Origin of the sequence: Mesorhizobium sp. M0514, from assembly GCF_040321145.1 — a bacterium.
GTDB lineage: Bacteria > Pseudomonadota > Alphaproteobacteria > Rhizobiales > Rhizobiaceae > Mesorhizobium.
Genome location: NZ_JAMYQZ010000042.1, coordinates 35,025 through 52,917 on the forward strand (window position 1 = coordinate 35,025; position 17,893 = coordinate 52,917).

The 17,893-nt window shown below is 60.1% G+C and carries 15 protein-coding genes and 1 pseudogene; 11 read left to right on the forward strand and 5 right to left on the reverse strand.

Going from position 1 to position 17,893, the window contains the following annotated elements; translation table 11 throughout:
* Nucleotides 1-2: 2 nt before the first annotated feature.
* Genes NKI61_RS18370 through NKI61_RS18390 form a run of 5 tightly spaced genes read right to left on the reverse strand, consistent with a single transcriptional unit; the run spans nt 3 to nt 6,343 of the window.
* Nucleotides 3-2,276, reverse strand: coding sequence for a hybrid sensor histidine kinase/response regulator (locus NKI61_RS18370; RefSeq protein ID WP_023742810.1), 2,274 nt, complete (start codon nt 2,274-2,276; stop codon nt 3-5).
* The gene (locus tag NKI61_RS18375) at nt 2,273-2,977 is read right to left on the reverse strand and encodes a chemotaxis protein CheW (RefSeq protein WP_084559018.1); all 705 of its coding nucleotides are present in this window, start codon (nt 2,975-2,977) and stop codon (nt 2,273-2,275) included. The genes NKI61_RS18370 and NKI61_RS18375 overlap by 4 nt, the downstream gene beginning before the upstream one ends.
* Complete coding sequence (locus NKI61_RS18380) at nt 2,977-4,218, reverse strand: CheR family methyltransferase (protein WP_023742809.1); 1,242 nt, start codon at nt 4,216-4,218, stop codon at nt 2,977-2,979. Before NKI61_RS18380 ends, NKI61_RS18375 begins: the two co-directional genes overlap by 1 nt.
* On the reverse strand, nt 4,215-4,682 hold the full coding sequence (locus NKI61_RS18385; RefSeq protein ID WP_023700505.1) for a chemotaxis protein CheW: 468 nt from the start codon (nt 4,680-4,682) through the stop codon (nt 4,215-4,217). The genes NKI61_RS18380 and NKI61_RS18385 overlap by 4 nt, the downstream gene beginning before the upstream one ends.
* Nucleotides 4,683-4,705: 23 nt before the next feature.
* Complete coding sequence (locus tag NKI61_RS18390) at nt 4,706-6,343, reverse strand: methyl-accepting chemotaxis protein (protein ID WP_023689447.1); 1,638 nt, start codon at nt 6,341-6,343, stop codon at nt 4,706-4,708.
* Nucleotides 6,344-7,446: 1,103 nt separating this feature from the next.
* Here NKI61_RS18390 and nanR point away from each other — a divergent pair.
* From nanR to NKI61_RS18445, 11 genes and pseudogenes are all read left to right on the forward strand, one after another.
* Complete coding sequence (gene nanR / locus NKI61_RS18395) at nt 7,447-8,154, forward strand: transcriptional regulator NanR (RefSeq protein ID WP_023742808.1); 708 nt, start codon at nt 7,447-7,449, stop codon at nt 8,152-8,154.
* Entirely contained in the window at nt 8,154-8,459 is a 306-nt protein-coding gene (locus tag NKI61_RS18400; RefSeq protein ID WP_023742807.1) for a putative quinol monooxygenase, read from the forward strand. Before nanR ends, NKI61_RS18400 begins: the two co-directional genes overlap by 1 nt.
* 47 nt (nt 8,460-8,506) lie before the next feature.
* A complete protein-coding gene (locus tag NKI61_RS18405; RefSeq protein ID WP_023726880.1) occupies nt 8,507-9,283 on the forward strand; it encodes an HpcH/HpaI aldolase family protein in 777 nt (258 codons plus the stop codon).
* A gap of 14 nt (nt 9,284-9,297) precedes the next feature.
* Nucleotides 9,298-10,350, forward strand: coding sequence for an NAD(P)-dependent oxidoreductase (locus NKI61_RS18410; RefSeq protein WP_023742805.1), 1,053 nt, complete (start codon nt 9,298-9,300; stop codon nt 10,348-10,350).
* A gap of 120 nt (nt 10,351-10,470) precedes the next feature.
* Nucleotides 10,471-12,126 (forward strand): extracellular solute-binding protein, encoded by a 1,656-nt coding sequence (locus NKI61_RS18415; RefSeq protein ID WP_023742804.1) that lies wholly within the window; start codon nt 10,471-10,473, stop codon nt 12,124-12,126.
* 87 nt (nt 12,127-12,213) lie between these two features.
* Nucleotides 12,214-13,155: a carbohydrate ABC transporter permease gene (locus NKI61_RS18420; protein ID WP_023705662.1), complete on the forward strand. Its 942-nt coding sequence runs from the start codon at nt 12,214-12,216 to the stop codon at nt 13,153-13,155.
* Nucleotides 13,155-14,003, forward strand: a complete 849-nt coding sequence (locus NKI61_RS18425; RefSeq protein WP_050586890.1) for a carbohydrate ABC transporter permease — start codon at nt 13,155-13,157, stop codon at nt 14,001-14,003. The genes NKI61_RS18420 and NKI61_RS18425 overlap by 1 nt, the downstream gene beginning before the upstream one ends.
* Nucleotides 14,004-14,015: 12 nt before the next feature.
* Nucleotides 14,016-15,110 (forward strand): ABC transporter ATP-binding protein, encoded by a 1,095-nt coding sequence (locus NKI61_RS18430; protein ID WP_023705660.1) that lies wholly within the window; start codon nt 14,016-14,018, stop codon nt 15,108-15,110.
* Nucleotides 15,107-17,080, forward strand: coding sequence for a D-apionate lactonase family protein (locus NKI61_RS18435; RefSeq protein WP_352840233.1), 1,974 nt, complete (start codon nt 15,107-15,109; stop codon nt 17,078-17,080). Before NKI61_RS18430 ends, NKI61_RS18435 begins: the two co-directional genes overlap by 4 nt.
* 154 nt (nt 17,081-17,234) lie before the next feature.
* Nucleotides 17,235-17,483 (forward strand): annotated as a pseudogene (locus NKI61_RS18440) (hypothetical protein); the annotation flags it as partial.
* 36 nt (nt 17,484-17,519) lie between these two features.
* Nucleotides 17,520-17,893, forward strand: a 374-nt coding sequence (locus NKI61_RS18445) for a YidB family protein (RefSeq protein WP_352840234.1), incomplete at its 3' end; no start/stop codon positions are given.

Genomic DNA, 17,893 nt, shown 5'->3' on the forward strand with positions numbered 1-17,893 from the left:
TCTCATTCAGCCGCCTCGCCAATCATGTCCACGACGGCATGGATCAGCGCCTCGTCCTGAAAACTACTCTTGGTCAGATAATAGTCCGCACCTGCGTCGAGCCCGCGCGCGCGATCTTCTTCCCGATCCTTGTATGAAACGATCATAATGGGTGTGTTCTTGAGATCAGCGTCCTTTCTGATCAAACTCACCAGCTCGATGCCATCCATGCGAGGCATGTCGATGTCGGTGACGACGAGATCGAAAGGACCAGACCGGACGGCATTCCACCCGTCCATGCCGTCTACCGCCACTTCGACCTCATAACCGTAATTGCCGAGCATCTTGCGCTGGAGTTCGCGAACCGTCAGTGAATCGTCAATCACGAGCACGCGCTTGCGCCTGCTCGCTTCGGGACCGCCCGCGGCGCGCCGAAGAGCTCGAAATCCGCTGGACGATGCAAGCTTTTCCACCGATCGGATCAGATCGTCGACGTCGAAGATCAGAACAGGCGAACCGTCTTCCATCAGGGCCGCTGCGCTGATGTCCTTGATCTTGGCAAACCGTGGATCGAGAGGTCTGATCACTAACTCGCGTTCCCCGAGAAAACGGTCAACGATCAGGCCGTACGCATCGCCCCGACCCGCATCCACGACGACGACCGATAGTTCGTTCGGTTCCGATCCGGGCTCACCTCGATCGAGCACCTCGCGAGCGGTGACCAGCCCGATCTGTCGATCGTTCAATCGAAAATGCGGCCGGCCCTGCAGGACGTTGATCTCCGTCCGCTGCAGTTTCAAAGTCTTGGAAATGGCAGCGAGTGGAAAAGCATAGGGCTCTCCATCGACATCGACGAGCAGCGTGCGCAGGACCGACAATGTCAGCGGCAATTGCAGTTGAAATCGGGTTCCGTGGCCAAATTCTGAGGAGACGCTTGCGACTCCCCGGACTTCCTTCGTCATGGCTTGCACTGCATCGAGCCCCACACCGCGACCTGAGACGTCGGTAAGGCCCGCTTTCATGGAAAAGCCTGGCAGAAACAGAAATGCGAGCAATTCGCTTTCGCTGAGTGTTTCAGCACTTTCCCTGGTTGCAAGTTGCCGGGCGACGACGGTCTCGCGCAGCTTCGAGAGCTCTATCCCCCTGCCGTCGTCCACCACGGCTATCTGCAGCAGCCCGGCATTGTGCCTCGCTTCGAGCCTGATGAGCCCCTCTTCGGGTTTGCCCATCGCGAGGCGCTCCTCAGGCGGTTCAAGCCCATGGTCTACAGCGTTGCGCAGAAGGTGCCCCAAAGGGGCATCGAGCTGCTCGAGGATATCGCGGTCGATGCCGGTCGAGCCGCCTACGATCTCCAGTCGCACCCGCTTGCCAAGGGTACGACCGAGGTCGCGGATCATTCTCGCATAGTGTCGCACGCCGTCCTCAAAAGGCCGCATCCGGCTCGCCAACGTTTCGTCGTACAATCTGTTGGCAAGATCGGTCGCTTTCCGATCCACTGAATCCAACTCATCGAAACGCTCCGCCAGGAACGCTTGGCTCAACCGAAGCTTTCGCTGCGCTTCAGCCAGCGCCTCCACCACCGCCGCATCGTTTGAAACCGGCGGCAGCACTGCATGAAGATTGTCGAATGCACTTGCGAGGTCCGATTGAAGTCGCTTCAGCCGTAGCAGCCCGTCAGCGAATGGCCTGAGCCGCCGAGCTTCCATCAGCGACTCGCCAGCCAGCCCGAGCAATCGGTTCAGGCTGTCTGCCGTCACCCGAACCATTCTATCAGAGCTGATGCTGCCGTGGGCTTGCGGCACCGCCCCAACGAGGAGGTTCGCTGAAGAGGTCGTCGCCAGTTGCTCCTGGGCATGATCTGGAGTTGCGAAATCAGCTGCAGAATCTTGGGGCCCGGGCTTTGCCTGGGGGAGGGACAACCCCTCGAACTTCGCGAGAAAGGTTTCGACTTCTGAGTTGGCGCTCTCGCTCGATGATCCCGATGCGATCAATTTCAAAAGGTCAGAACCTTGCAGAAGCGCGTCTATATGCTCCCGTCGCACCCTCAGATGCCCGCGTTGCGCTGCGACCAGGCAGTCTTCCATCGCATTTGCAACTTTGACTGCGGGCATCAGGTCGATGATGCGGGCAGCTCCTTTCAGGGAATGCGCGGCACGCATGCATGCTTCCAGGGCGTCGGCGGCGATAGGATCGCGTTCGAGTGCCAGAAGTCCAGAGGTCAGAGCCCGTGACTGCGTCTCCAGTTCGGCCTGGAAGAGGCTGAGCATCGAAACCTGGCTGAAGTCTTCATCTGTCATGCGATGCTCCGATCCAGCATCGTGAGCAGTTGTCGTGGATCGAGACAGCCAACGGCTCGTCCTTGCCATAGCAGCACGGCAACCGTAGCGGCAGACAGTGCCTTGCCAATCATGGCCGGAACAGCGAGAGTGTCGCGTTCCTGGTACCGATGTAAGCCGTGGATCTCATCAACCATAAAAGCAACCCGCTTGTCGCGCTCGCCTACCACGACAAGGCGGCGAAATACCTTGGTTCGTGTGCCTTGTTCCCCTTCCTTGCGCTCGTCTATCCCGAGCAATTCGGCCAGGGACAGGCAAATGAGCAATTCACCACGGACATTCGCAATGCCGAGCAGTGCACTGTTCCTGCGATGTGGAAGTGAATGAACGCGACGAGATTCAGCCACTTCATGAAAAATACCGACCGGAAGTGCCAGCCATTCCTCCCCCAAACGGAAGAGAACGGCCGTCTGCAGCGCGTCGCTGTCTGCCGAATCGATCCCTGCACGACCAGCGTTGTCAGGCCATTCGTCGCGAGATGCCGAGGGAGCTGCACGGTCGAGGAGGCGTCGTGCGATCTTCTTGTAGGTCGGGCAATTGCGGCAGTGGAGATGCTGCTCTAGTAGCGGACATGACTTGTCACCCCGTACGCCTATTTGCCGCCAGCAGTCGTTGATTTCGATCTCCTCCACCGGCTGAGCGATCCTTGTCGAAGCCGCCATCAACTGCCGCTCCTTTTCTGGACCCGACCCAGCCGGCCGGCCAGCGCCTCGGCGCCGTTATGGTCGCCTTGCTTGCTAAGCAGCAAAGCCAGATGGACAAGAGCTTCAAGATGATTTGGCGCGAGATAGAGCGCCTTGCGATAACTTTGCGCGGCTTCGGGTGCAGAACCATCCGCATCCTGGACGAGGCCTAGCAGGTAGAAGATTTCTGCGGAAGGACCGAACTCCCTGAGATGCGCCAGGGCGACCTCCTGTGCCTCCTTTACGCGTCCTGCATTGGCGATCCGTTCAACCGCGATGAGGCTTTCCGAGGCGTGTGCAAGCGGCTTGGCCGGAGCCTGCCCGCGGCCTTCATTGCCAATTGTCGGTCGGAACGGACGAAGAGGCTCGCTCTTGTTGACCTTAGGGCTTAGCGTCCGCACCGGGACGGCGGCCGAAACTTTCGGCGCCGTGGTCTTGACGGGCTCCGATTTCAGAAAGGCGAAGGCCAATGGCCATTCAGCGGAAAGAAAGCCATGCACCCTTGGAAGAGCTGCTTCCGCCGGACCGACCAGAAGAAGTCCGTCTTTGGCCAGCAGGTCCTTCAGGCAGATCAATGCGCGATCCTGCAGCTCTCGATTGAAATAGATCAGCAAATTGCGGCAAAGCAGGATGTCATAGACCTCTTGCCCGAAAGGCGCGTGAGAACCGAACAAGTTTCCTACCATGAACCGAACCTGTTTCAGCACCCCAGCAACAGGCCGCAACCCGCCCTCGGCCGCTTCGAAATAGCGATCCTTGAATTCTAAATGGCTGCCGCGAAACGAATTGCGGCCATAGATGGCGTGTTCAGCCGTCGCGATATTGCGGCTGCTGACGTCCACGCCATCGATCTTGAACTCATGTGCCTCAAAGCCGGCATCGAACATGGCCATGGCGACCGAGTAAGCCTCTTCGCCGGTTGAACATGGCAGGCTCAGGATTCTTATCGGCTGAGCAGGCTTGTGCGCGCGCGCATGCCGCGCCAGCATCGTGAACGCTTCTCGGTCGCGAAAGAACCAGGTCTCTGGGATCACCACCGCATTGATCAGCTCCTGCAGCTCCTGCGAGGAACCGGCCAAGTGTTGCCTATAGGCCTGAGGGTTGGTTATCCGGCATGCTTCCATCCGTTCTCTGACCGCCTGACGAACCACTGTCGGACCAACGCTGGCACTGTCCAGTCCAATGGTTTCCGTCAGGAGCTTTTCTATTGCTCCGGTCATTGATCACCTATTGCCGCCTGGCGGAGCAAAGCGGTACGAATCTCTTCCGAAAGCAGCGCTTCCACTTTGACCCACTGAATGATCTCCAAACCATCGGAAGCCACCGGCCCAAGATAGGGCGGGGTTCCTGGTTCCAGTCCGAACGGCGCGAAATCGGCCGGGTCTCGCTCGATCGTATCCGTCACCCGTTCCGCGATCAGCCCCAGCAGGCGTCGCTCGCCATCATCCGCCGGATAGCGCGTCACAACGATCCGGGTGCTCAACAGGCGCTCCGATGGTCGGCCAAGCGCAAGAAGGGTGACATCGATCAGGGGGATGGGTATTCCGTTATAGCTGACCAAACCCACCACACCAGTTGGCGCACCCGGAAGAACTTTCACGTCGATATAGGGCAGCACCTCTTCAATTTTGTGGACATCGATCAAGTAGCGATCCGGACCCATGCTGAAGGCGAGGAATAGCATTGTCACCTCCTACTGCCGGCTCGCTATGCTCGTAGCTTGAACCTCGATATGCTACTTCGCATGCCGCCTGAGACTTGATTGAGCTCGTCGATCGCGAGCGTCGATTGCTGAAGGGACTCGACTGTTTGCTGAGCTGCCTCGCTTAGCTGGGTTAGCGTGTCGCTGATCTGCCCCGCGCCGGTCGCCTGTGCTTGCATGCCTTCATTGGCGACTTCGAAACGTGGCACCAGCCCCTGAACCTGCTGAATGATCTCGAAGAGTTGCCCGCCGACCTGCTGGATGTCCTGCATACCCCGACGGACCTGCTCGGAAAACTTGTCCATGCCCATCACCCCGGCCGCGACTGCCGACTGGATGTCCTTGACCATTTGCTCGATATCGTAGGTGGAGACAGCTGTCTGGTCCGCGAGCCTTCGGATTTCCGTCGCCACCACTGCAAAACCCCGGCCATATTGGCCTGCCTTCTCCGCCTCGATGGAAGCGTTGAGCGACAACAGGTTCGTCTGATCGGCCACTTTGGTGATGGTCGTCACCACCTGATTGATGCTGCCGGCTTTCTCGCTCAGGATCGCCAGTTTGGAATTGATCGCGCCAGCCGCTTCCATGACCTGCTGCATGGTTTCTTCCATACGGGTCAGCCCCGCTTGCCCCCCGCCAGCCACGGCAGCGGTTTGTTCGGCAACTGTGGAGACCTCGTTCATCGTGCGGACCAGTTCGTTTGATGTGGCGGAGATTTCCTTGGCTGTCGCTCGGATTTCTGTTGTGGTCGCTGCGATTTCAGTCGCAGTTGCCTGCTGTTGCTTGGAGGTGGCGGCGATCTCAGTTATCGACGTGCCGACCTGTATGCTGGACCTTTGAACCTGACCAATGAGGGTTGTGAGATCGTCCGCCATTGCGTTGAAGCCGTCGGCAAGCACGCTGAATTCGTCTCGGCGCCTCAGATCGAGCCGTTCGCTGAAGTCGCCTTGCCGCATCAATTGAACCGCGTCGACCAAACGGGTGAGCGGACCTGTAATGGCGCGAAACAGCTGGTAACCCAAAAGAAGGGCTAGCCCGAGGGCTATCAACAAGCCAACGCTCAAACCGACTTCGGCCGTTCTGACGATCGAGCTGATCCGCTGCGTCGCGCTGTTTGCCTCGCCTCTGTGATCCTCAACCATGGCCTGCAGAGCGGACTGCAATTTTACAAAGATCGGCTCTACTTCGTTCTTGATAGCTGGGCTTTCATTGGGAGTTTCACCTTTCGACAAGGCAGCCCGGCTTGTTTCCAGCACAGCAGTTTCAGCCAGACGGAATTGGTTGGCGAGTTGTTTGACGGCTGCATAATTCTGCTTGTCGATATCGGAGACGATCGTTGCCTCATAGTCGTCCATCGACCGCTGCACCTGGTTGCGATTGGTCGTGATCGCGTTTTCAACCGTGCTTCTGTCTGACGGGTTGTCCTGAAGGGCATATTCCTGAAGCAGACTATGGGCCGCCATCTGGCCCGTCATGATCTCGGTACTGTGATAAAGGTCCGGAAGGATGCCCTTCTCGACCTCAGTCGCCTCCTCCCCCGCCTGAAGAAACCAGGCGTACGCGATGAGGGCTATCACGGACATGACCACCAGAACGGCTGCGAAACTGACGAGGATGCGGTGGCGTATTGTCAGACTCTTCATGGAACCGGTTCACCAATGGGGGGCATCGTGGGCTGCGCGACAAGCGCTCGTTCCGACATATTCGAAAAGGTGCGTCGAAAAGCGGTAGTCTGATGCTGAATGGTTTCTTTTCCGTTCCATAGCTAATGATGGCGAGGCGGCTCGCCAATCGGCGCCGCCAGAAGCGGTGGTCAAAGGACGACTGCCGTCCACGCACATCAGCCCGAGATCGGCTGGATGGCACGCCGCGTCAGGAGGAGCGTGGATGAGCTGCTTGAGGCCACGAATTGAATGACTGCTTAGGCCAGGTCGAGGCAAGAAAGCCGACGTCCTGCTTGCTGCCCCTAAGCTGCCAGGCGGGAACGCGCCTCATATCAGCCGTCCAGCATGATCGTCGCACTGAAAGCGGATCGCCGAAACCACATGTCGCAAACTGGCCAGCGCGTAGATTGGCGCCGAGTACGGGTTCGACATGCGCAGGTGACGATAACTAAATGGCAAGCGCCCCCGCCTGAGGCCCCTCAGGACTAAAATGATCTTGAGACAGTTTCAAATGCGCATCCTCAAGCGGCGGCCGCCAACCGCACAAGGATGAGCACAACGTGACGAGCGCTCTGGAGCGTAGAGGGGACTAACCCGACAATCCCTTCCTTTGCGACATTGCGGCGGGGAAAAAGATTACGAGATGGAGCAGGCGTATTGCCAAAAGGGTCCAGCAGCGAGAGTTCGCGTTTTCCGCCTCGGCTGTGAACCCGCTTCCATTCGCTGATCTTGCTCAGGTCGAGGTCTACTTGCCATCGAGGGCTCATGTCCCAGCTCATAAGCAGGCGGTTGGGTAGGTCTCGGCCAGCACACGGCCCGGTGGCACTCCTGGGGTCCACACCGCAGGTTCAAACTGACCACCGACCCAGGGTTCGAAGACCGTTCCCGATCGGAACACCGAGCAGATTGTGCTCGCTCTCCCTCAAGTTACTGAAATCTTCGTGAAGACATTGAAGGCGTCGCAAAGGACGCCTCGACAACGACGGAGTGCTTTAAGGGCCCGGCCACCGGATGCTTAGATCTCGTTGACAAGGGGTGCTATGGGATCATAACGTACCTGATTGGTATAACAGGTATGCCACATGATCGGAGTTCTGATCAAACAGCGGAAGCTTTCGGACGAGGTGGCAGCGCACCTCGAGCGGATGATCCGAGAGGGAGAGTTGGCCGAAGCCGACCGTCTCCCATCTGAACGGGAACTCATGCGGCAGTTCGGGGTAGGGCGGCCTTCCATCCGTGAGGCGCTGCTGCATCTGAGCAAAATGGGCCTTGTCGAGGTAAAATCGGGGGAGCGTGCCCGCGTCACTCGACCCACTCCTCAATTCGTGATCGACGCCCTTTCAGGGCCGGCTCGGCACATGATTTCGGCGCCGGGAGGGGTTCACGACTTCCAGAGCGCGCGGTTGTTTTTCGAGGTCGGCCTTGCCCGCAACGCCGCTGTGCATGCTACCCCGGAAGACATTGAGAGCCTCAAGGAGGCGCTCGAACTCAACCGTCAATCAATCGGCGACCTGGCGCGCTTCGAGCGCACGGACGTAGACTTCCATTACGTGCTGGCGGTAATCACCCGCAATCGGATCTTTACAGCTATTCACGCGGCGTTGGCTGAATGGTTGCTCGAACAGCGTCGCACCACATTGGCCAAGGGTCAAGACCGCAAGGCTTACCAGGCTCATCGCGAAATCTTCGAGGCCGTGGCCGCGCGCGATCCAGACGCGTCAGAGACGGCCATGCGCAGCCATCTCGAATATGTGGCCAAGCGGTACCTGCAACTTGCGAGGCCCAAGTGATGACCGGATTTGTCGTCTGGGTCGATTTCCGCCTGAGGCCTGGTGCCCGGGACAGGTTCCGAGAACTTGTCGACGCCAATGCAACCGCGTCGATGCGCACCGAGGCCGGCTGCCGCCGCTTTGACGTGACGGAGGCGCGTGGCGAACCGGATCGGGTCCTGCTCTATGAAATTTACGATAGCGAGGCCGCATTCGAGGACCATTGCCGCACCGCTCATTTCGACGAATTCAATACGCGGAGCGCGCCGCTCGTCGTGACCAAGTTGGTGACGACCTGCGACCTCGTTCTTGAGGCCACGCATTGAAGAGAACGTAGGCGGATTGCCCCATTGGGGCGAACGGGAGGAAGTGCATGTCAGAGCCAAGTCTCAGGGCGTTAGCTTCTCACAGGCGGGTCAAGCTCGGTACGCTCGTCGCCGAGTTCGCCACGCCGGGAATCGGTCACATCCTGAAGTCCGCTGGCTGCGATTTCGTCTTTTTCGACATGGAGCATTCGGGATTTAGCTTGGAGACGCTGAAGAGTGCGATTCGCTATTTCGAGGCGGCTGACCTGCCGGTCATGGTGCGTGTGCCATCGCAGGACTACCACTTCCTTGCCCGCGCCATGGATATGGGCGCCGAAGGCCTGATCGCGCCGATGGTGAGCAGCGTCGAACAGGCGCAGCACATCATCAATTCCATGAAGTACCACCCTGCCGGCGCCCGCGGCGTGGCGCTGCAGATCGCTCATGACCGCTACCGCCCAGGCTCGGTCGCTGATAAATTCGAGGCCGCCAACAAGCGCTCCACGTTCATCTGCCTGATCGAGACCGCCGACGGCGTCAAGAACATTGACGGCATCGCGGGACTGGACGGGGTTGATTGTCTTTGGGTCGGACATTTCGATCTGTCCGTCTCGCTCGGCATTCCTGGCGACTTCGCCCACCCCACTTTCACTGCTGCAATGGCCAAAATCGTTGCCGCCGCCAAAAAGCACAACAAATCGCTTGGACGCTTGGTGCCCAACGTCGCCCAGGGACACGAGTTCTACGCACAGGGCTTCGATTTCATTTGTTATTCAGGCGACGTTTGGGTCCTGCACGACGCGATCGCCGACGCGGTTTCCAAGATCCGGGCCGGGTGCCAATAGGAGCGGAGGAGACGATGGACGGCGTAGAATTCAGGGTGGCGCTTTCCGGTGATTTCCGCAAGCCGGACGGCTCGCCGACCTACCCAGATTTCGATCTGGAGCCGCTGCGCAATGCGACAGGTGTCGAGATGGTGTTCCTGGAGTCAAACAGTCCGCTTCGCGCCGACCAACTTGAGGATTTCGATGCGCTCATCCTCCTCGCCCATCGTTTCGATGCCACGAGTGTCCCCAGGAGCGGCCGCCTGGCCGTCGTTGCCCGCTTCGGGGTCGGCTACGACACTGTCGACGTTGAGGCATGCACCGCAGCCGGTATTGCCTTGGTCATCACGCCCGATGGCGTGCGACGGCCCGTCGCCGTATCCGTCATCACCTTCATGCTGGCGCTGACCGGCAAGCTGCTGACAAAGGACGCGCTCACCCGCAAAGGGTCTGTTGGTTTTGAGAAGCGCTCCGAACATATGGGGGTCGGCCTCGTCGGGCGTACGCTTGGGTCGCTGGGCATCGGCAATATCGGTGCCGAGGTCTTCCGCTTGGCGAAGCCCTTTGACATGCAATTCATTGCCCATGACCCGTTTGCCGACAAGGGGGTCGCTGCCGACCTGGGTGTCGAGCTGGTCGGGCTGGAGGATCTGTTTCGCCGCGCCGACGTGCTGTCGGTGAGTTGCCCCCTGTCGCCCCAGACCCACCACATCGTCAATGCCGAGCGGATCGCCCTGATGAAGCCGACAGCTTACCTGATCAACACCGCGCGCGGCCCGATCGTCGACCAGAAAGCGCTGACGCAAGCGCTGCAGGAGCGCCGCATCGCCGGCGCCGGTCTCGACGTGCTGGAACAAGAGCCTCCCGAGGCAGACGATGCGATCCTCAAACTCGACAATGTCATCCTGGCGCCGCACGCGCTTTGCTGGACCGACCAGTGCTTTGCCGGCAACGGTGCCGCCGACGTCAAAGCGGTAATGGAGGTGCAGCGTGGTCGCGAGCCGCGCGGCGTGGTCAATCGCGAGGTGCTTTCGAGCGAGCTGTGGAAGACCAGGCTGTCTGGGCTCGCCGCCCGCTTTGGAACCTAGGAGGACACTGATTTTCGGCGCGCCGCCGCGGCCTCTTTGCGGCGACCTTACGGGAGGAAATGCTTGACCGCTGCGCCGGCGGACGAGTGAAGCAAAAGGAAAATGGGAGGACCAAGCACTATGAACGATCGTGAAAAACGTGACTTTCAGGCAGGTCTCGAAGCAGAGGTCGACGCCTTCATGCGCGGCGAAACCACCCGCCGAACTTTCATCACCCGCTTCGGTCAGATGACCGGCATGTTGGCCGTGTCCGGCCCGCTGCTGGGGATGATGACCGATTGGGCGCTGGCGCAGCAAACATTGGAATTGGCGGACGCCACGTCGCCGCTCGGCCAGGCGCAGGCCGCAGCCCTGAAAGCATCGAAGGAAGGGCCTCCGGACGGTTCCGCCTTTCGCGCGGCGGAGGCGGCCAAGGCGCATTCGGGCGTCACCCTCAACATGACCTACGAGGCTGGCCTGCAGGCACTCGACCCGCGCAATTTCAGTGGGCCGATGTGGGAGCAGCTTACCGGGATGAAGTCGAATGTCGTCGAGCTGTCGAACCCGGACCAGTACTCCAAGGCGGTCGCCGAGCACATCGCCGGCTCGGGTGCCTATGACGTCCTCGACATCTCGCCGGCCTGGACGCCGTCGCTTGCCGATGGCGGCGTCATCGCCCCTCTAGACGACTACATCGCCAAATACATGAACCCGGCAGACCTCGAGGACTATCATCCCCTGTACAAGGCGCTGCCGACCTACAAGGGTAAGATCTGGGGGTTCTTCGACGACGGCGACATGTTCGCTCTCTACTACCGCAAGGACATTTTCGAGGACCCTAAAATGGTGGAGGCTTACCAGGCGAAGTTCAACGCCAAGCTTGGACCGCCCAAGACATGGGAAGAATATGCCCAGATCGCCCAGTTCATCACCGACCAGATGGCGCCAAAGGTCTATGGCGCGGGACATTTCCGCAAGGCGGGCAGCCCCGGCAATCAGTTCGACTTTCTGCAGCAGTACCGGGCCAACGGCGGAAAACTCTTCGGCGACGACATGAAGGCAGGTTTGGTTTCGGATGCCGGCGTCAAGACGCTGACAAACATGCTCGCCGCAAACAAGGCCTCGATCCCCGGCAACAACGAGCTCGACGCCGTCTCCTTGTGGGCGGCTTTCCTGACCGGCAAAGTCGCGATGATCTATTCCTGGCCTCCTAGCGGCCGTATGGCGGCCAACTATTCGCAGTCGGCCACGGCAATCAACTTCATTCCGCAGTCCCAAATCGCCGGCAAGGTCGGCTATGCCGTGGTTCCGGGAAATCCGGAACATGCCACCGGCTACAACAAGGCACTGTCGGCCGACTCGCCCAACGCTGAGGCGGCGTATCTGTTCATGCAGTGGGTATGCTCGCCACCCGTCTCGCTGGCACGTTGCATGCTGCCCTACGCTCTACGCGACCCGTACCGCATCTCGCACTTCAAGTCCGAGCTCTACGGCGCGCTCTTCCCGAGTGCCAAGGAGTACCTTGCCAACCTCAACAACTCGGCAAATGTCGGTCTGCTCGACCCGATCATGCCAGGCGCGCAGGACTACTTCTTGAGCATCGATCGCATGTGCACGGCGGTGTGGGCTGGTGCGGATCCGAAGGCGTCGCTTGAAACGGCGGCCGCCGAGTGGAACGAGACGACCGACCGACTGGGTGTGGATTCGCAGAAGGGCTTCTACACCGAGTTCTTGAAACTGCCTGGCGCCACCGCCGACAACACGGTGGAAAAACTTGGCATGGCGGTCACCCTCTGAGGGCAGGCGGACTTCTCTGGAGCAATCGGTGTTGCGGGCGCTTGGCTCGCAACACCTCCCCGCCAAGCGGCGATTTTGGATACGCCTATGCAGCCCACCGCCACGATCCGTCGTTTGAAGGCAGCCGGCGCACCGCCCCGGCTGTCTGCCTTTGCTCAATGGGCAGACCGTCATTTCAAGTGGCTGCTGGTCGGCCCCGCTGTGCTGCTGATATTGGCACTGTCGATCTATCCGCTTCTGTTCTCGCTGGTGGTATCCTTCATCAACTACGACTTCCAGGTGCCGGGCCACGCCTTTGTCGGATTGAAGAACTTCGAGCGGGTCGTGTTCGATCCCGTAGCACGTTGGTCCCTGTTGCTGACAGCATCGCTGTCGGGCATCAGCGTCGCTATAGAATTCGTTCTCGGCCTCTTGGTGGCGCTGACAATGGTGCGCAGCTTTCCGGGCCGCGGTGTGATCATGTCGATCCTGATCGTGCCGCTGTTCATCAGTCCGGTCATCGTCGGCCAAGCCTGGACGCTGCTTTTACAGCGGCCTTTCGGACCGACGAACTATATCCTGACGCAACTATTGGGGCAGGAGGTTACGATCGGCTGGATGACGGAGCGCCCGTGGCTCTACGTCTCGCTGATCATCGCCGATGTCTGGCAGTGGACGCCGTTCATGTTCGTCATCCTGCTCGCCGGGCTGACCGCAATCCCACCCAATCTCTATGAGGCGGCAGAACTCGACGGCGTCAACGCCTGGCAGGTTTTTTGGGCGATCACGCTCCCGCATCTCGGGCCGATGATGCTGCTGGCGCTGACCTTCCGTCTGCTCGACGCAATCCGTATGTTCGACACCATTTTCATCATGACAGGGGGTGGCCCGGGAACACAAACCTACACGGCCTCCTATTATCTTTATACCATCGGCTTCACACAGTTTCATCTGTCGCAGGCAACAGCAGGAAGTTGGCTGTTCCTGATCTTTACGGCGCTCATCGTGACGTTGCTGGTGCGTCGGCTCTTGAAGGTAGAACCGGTCTGATGGCCGCCGTCGCGCCCGCCCGCCGCAGGAAACGCCGGTCGTTGCCGATCGGCCGAATTCTGCTGCTGGGGTTCTTCCTGGTGTTCGTGCTGTGGCCGCTCTACTGGATGTTCAACACCTCCATCAAGCCCAGCGACGACTACCTCACCGTACCGCCTGTCTGGTTCCCCGCCGCTCCGACGCTTGTCCACTACAAAGCTGCGCTGTTCGCCTATCGTGGTCTCGACGGGCTCATCAACAGCCTGATTATTTCGCTTTCGGCCACGGTGCTTTCGGCGCTGCTCGGCACGCTGATGGCCTATAGCCTGGCGCGCTACGACACCGGCGGCAAGCATCTGTCTTTCTGGGTGCTGTCGCAGCGCTTTTTGCCGCCGATCGGGATCGTGCTGCCGGTGTTCCTGATCTATCGCCAGGTCGGGCTCTACGACACTCATGTCGGCCTGATCATCGCCTATACGGTCTTCACGCTGCCGGTCTCGGTGTGGATGATGTTCGCCTATTTCCGCGGCATGCCGAAGTCGATGGAGGAGGCGGCCCTCGTCGATGGCTGCACGAGATGGGAGGCGTTCTGGCGCGTTGCCATGCCGCTCGCAGCACCGGGCATCGTCGCGGCGGCTGTCTTCGCCTTCATTGCATGCTGGACGGAGTTCTTCTTCGCTCTGATCTTGACCAGCCGAACTGCCTTTACACTGCCAACGGTCTTCCGCGCCTTCATCGGCTTCCAGGGCGCGCAATATGGCGAAGCCGCGGCCCTTGCCATCGTCTCCCTTGTGCCATCGATCGCCCTCGGGGTCCTTGCTCAACGTCATCTGGTGCGCGGGCTGACGCTCGGCGCCGTTCGCGGTTAGGAAAGCTCCCGCATGGCCGAAGTCAAAATTACCGGCTTGCACAAGCGCTACGGCGCGTTCCATGCCGTGCGCGGCATTGACCTCCACATCCGCGACGGCGAGTTCACCGTCCTGGTTGGACCGTCCGGCTGCGGCAAGTCCACGCTGCTCCGGACCATCGCCGGCCTGGAGGAGATATCGGAAGGCACGATCGAGATCGGCGGCGAGGTGGTCAATGATTTCCGGCCGCGCGATCGCGACGTGGCAATGGTGTTTCAAGATTATGCGCTCTATCCGCATATGAGCGTGGCCAAGAACATTGGCTTCGGCCTCAAGGCTCGCAAGATGCCGAAGCCAGAGGTCGAGGTGCGCGTCGCCGAGGCGGCACGCATGCTTGGCATCACTCCCTTGCTGGGGCGTTTTCCGCGCCAATTATCCGGTGGCCAGCGCCAGCGCGTCGCCATCGGCCGCGCCATAGTCCGCAACCCCCGCATCTTTCTATTCGACGAGCCGCTGTCCAACCTCGACGCACAGCTTCGCGACGAAATGCGCGGCGAAATCAAACGCCTTCACCAGGACATTGCGACAACGATGATCTACGTCACCCATGACCAGATCGAAGCGATGACGTTGGCTGACCGTATCGTGCTGATGCGCGACGGGTTGATAGAGCAGCAGGGCGCGCCACTCGAGTTGTTCGAGCACCCGGCCTCCACGTTCGTCGCTGGGTTCCTGGGTTCGCCGCGGATGAGCTTCCTGCCAGGCACCCTTGCCTTGGACGCAGGCGCCGCTGCCATCCGGCTCGCAGATGCACTGCTACCCTTAGCGCCCGGCAGGGGGCTGAAGGGCGTCGCGGACGGACAGCAGGTGCTGCTCGGGTTAAGGCCAGAACACCTCACTCGTGCGCACACTGCCATGCCGGAGCAGGGCACGTTTCGCTATGAGGCAACGATCGACCTGCTGCAGCCGACCGGCTCGCGCAGTTACGCGACATTCCGACTGGCCGGCGCGCCGGTGATGGCTGAGCTGCAGGCGCACGATGTCAGCCGTCCGGGCGAGAAGCTTGCGATCGACATCAACATGAACCGGGCCTCGATCTTCGACGCCACGACGGAGCGCGCAATTTGACCTCGACAGCTTCCCTGGCAGTCCGCTTGTGTGGCACCGAGCAGCTCGAGGCACCGCTGCGCACACTGCGCGCCGGATCCTTGTCGGTCGCCTTCGACAATGGCGCCTTGCGTTACATCCGCATCGGGACGATCGAGGTCTTGCGCGGAATCTCGTTTCTTGTACGGGACGAAAACTGGGGAACATGTACCACCGTTCTCGATGATCTGCGGATCGACGAGAGGCCGGATGCGTTCGCCATTGAATACCGTGCAACATGTGCCGCAACATCCGGCCGCCTGATTTACCGGGCGCGCGTCTCAGGCAGTGGCGATGGTGCGCTGTCGTTTGTGGCGGAGGCAGAGCCCGAGACTGACCTTTTGACGAATCGGACCGGCTTCGTGGTCCTTCATCCGATCGAGGGCTTAGCCGGCAAGCCGATAAAGGTGCTGCATGAGGATGGTCACGACGAGCTATCGTTCTTTCCGGACCACATCGATCCAAAATGTCCGTTCACCGACATCCGGGCGTTGTCGCACGAGATCGCGCCTGGGATCTGGGCGACATGCGCCATGGAGGGTGATGCCTATGAGATGGAGGACCAACGCAATTGGTCTGACGCCTCGTATAAAACATATGTCCGCCCTCTGCGTCGCCCGTGGCCTTACAGACTGCCCAAGGGCCAGAAATTCACGCAGGCCGTCCGGCTTCACGTGTCAGGAACGCTCCCTACCGGGACGTCTGAAAATCGCAATCCACTCATCAACCTGACCATCGGCGGACCGGTCGGCCGAGTGCCCCGCACTGGCGTCGGCGTCGCCGCCGACGAGGCAAAGCACGCGCTCGAAACCCCCGAGCTCCTACGACGAATGGCTCCCCAGTGGATGGTCTGCCAGGTCGATCTCCGGATCGCACACGGCCAGGACGAACTAGAAAGCTACGCCGCGCTCGCACGGCTGACCGGCGCTGGAGTGGTCCTCGAGATTATCACCAAGGGCACGCGCGATCCATTCGGCGAATTGGCGCCGGTCGCGGATGCTGTCCACTCACTCGGCCTCAAACTAGAAGCTGTCTCCGTCTTTCCGGCGCAGGACATGACATCCGTACAGCCGGGAGCACCGTGGCCGACTATGCCCAGCTTCCACGAAAGCTACTCCGCCGCTCGCCGGGCTTTCCCGGGCATCGCGCTGGGCGGCGGCATGGCCGCTTACTTCACCGAACTCAACCGCAAGCGTCCGCCAGCCGAAGCGCTCGACTACGTGACCTTCACCACCTGTCCAAGCGTGCACGCCGTAGATGATGTCTCGGTGATGGAGACACTTCAGGCAATCCCCCATCTAATCCGTTCCGCGCATGCTTTCATGGGGGAACGCTTGCCACTGCGTATCGGTCCCATCCAGCTCGGCTGCCGTGAGAACCCATACGGAAAATCCACTGCGCCGAATGAAGCGAACGCTCGCGTCTGTCTATCGCGCATTGATCCTCGTCAGCGCGGGCTGTTCAATGCGGCTTGGACTGTCGGATATTTCGCGGCCTGCGCTCGCGAAGGAATCGAGGCCGTCGCGTTCGGTGACTTCGCCGGCCCCTTTGGCCAAATCCATAGGAAGGCTGATTTCGTGCAGCCATGGTATGATCAGCAGGATGGCCCAACGGTCTATCCCGCTTTCCATGTCTTGGCTGGTCTCTCAAAGCTCGGCGGAGCCACCTTGCTGTCGGTAGGAACTGCCGGCGCTGACGGCGTCGCCACGATCGCGGCTGAAAAAGATCGCCGCGTGACCCTGTGGGTCGCTAACCTTACCGCCAAGACGCAATCTGTGCGGCTTTCGGATTCGCCGAGCAGCGCCCGCATTGCTCTTCTCGGCGCCGAGCAGTTCGAGCGGGCGGCAACCGATCCCGACTTCATGGAAAGTTCCGCAAGACCGCTGGATGATCAAAGCATCTCGCTTGGCGCCTACGCCGTCGCGCGAGTCGACCTCGATCGATCGTCTTAGGCCTAGTGATGTTCGCTGTTTGGCCAAACCCCCGTCAAAGATGAGGGTGGTAGTTCCATACTCTAAGGCAGCGCGTGGAATCCATCTCGCTTATACGTTGTACTATCGCGACGGCGACCAGGCTCGCTAGGTTCCGCCTGCCGAGACGCCAAGTTTTGAGGACGCTCGCGCCGAAGCGATCCGTTGCGGAATCGGCCTGTTGGCTGATCTGGGCGATGACGATATGACCGGATGGTTAGTGCGCATGCGCGATCAGGCAGGCAACGAGCTTTGCACGATCAACGTCTGCGAGGCCGAAGCCGCACCGCAAACGGAAACAAGCCGGTTAGGCAGCACCGCTCATGTCTGTGTCGATACGCCAGCCCTTATTCAATTAGATCGTCGCCAGTCGGAACTTTTGTGATGTTGAGCCCTTGTCCATTGAACAGTGGAGGTACCAATGGCTAACCTGGGAAAATTGGCGATCGCGATGCTCGGCGTCTTGGCATACCAAAATCGCGACAAGATCGGCGACATGATCCGTGGAGCGGGTGATCGCAACCCAAATGATCCGCAAGGCGGGATTCTGGATCAGCTTTCAAAAGGCGTTTCGGGGACCGCGCTTGGCGATATTCTCGACCGGTTCAGAGGGGCAGGCGCCGGATCGAAGGTCGATTCGTGGGTAGGCACCGGGCCGAACGAGCCGATCCAGCCAAGCGAGGTGGAAGCAGCCATAGACGAAGACACCCTGACTTCCCTCTCGATGCAGACCGGCCTTTCGCGCGAGGAGCTCATAAGCCGGATCACGCGAGATTTGCCTGAGGCCGTCAGCAA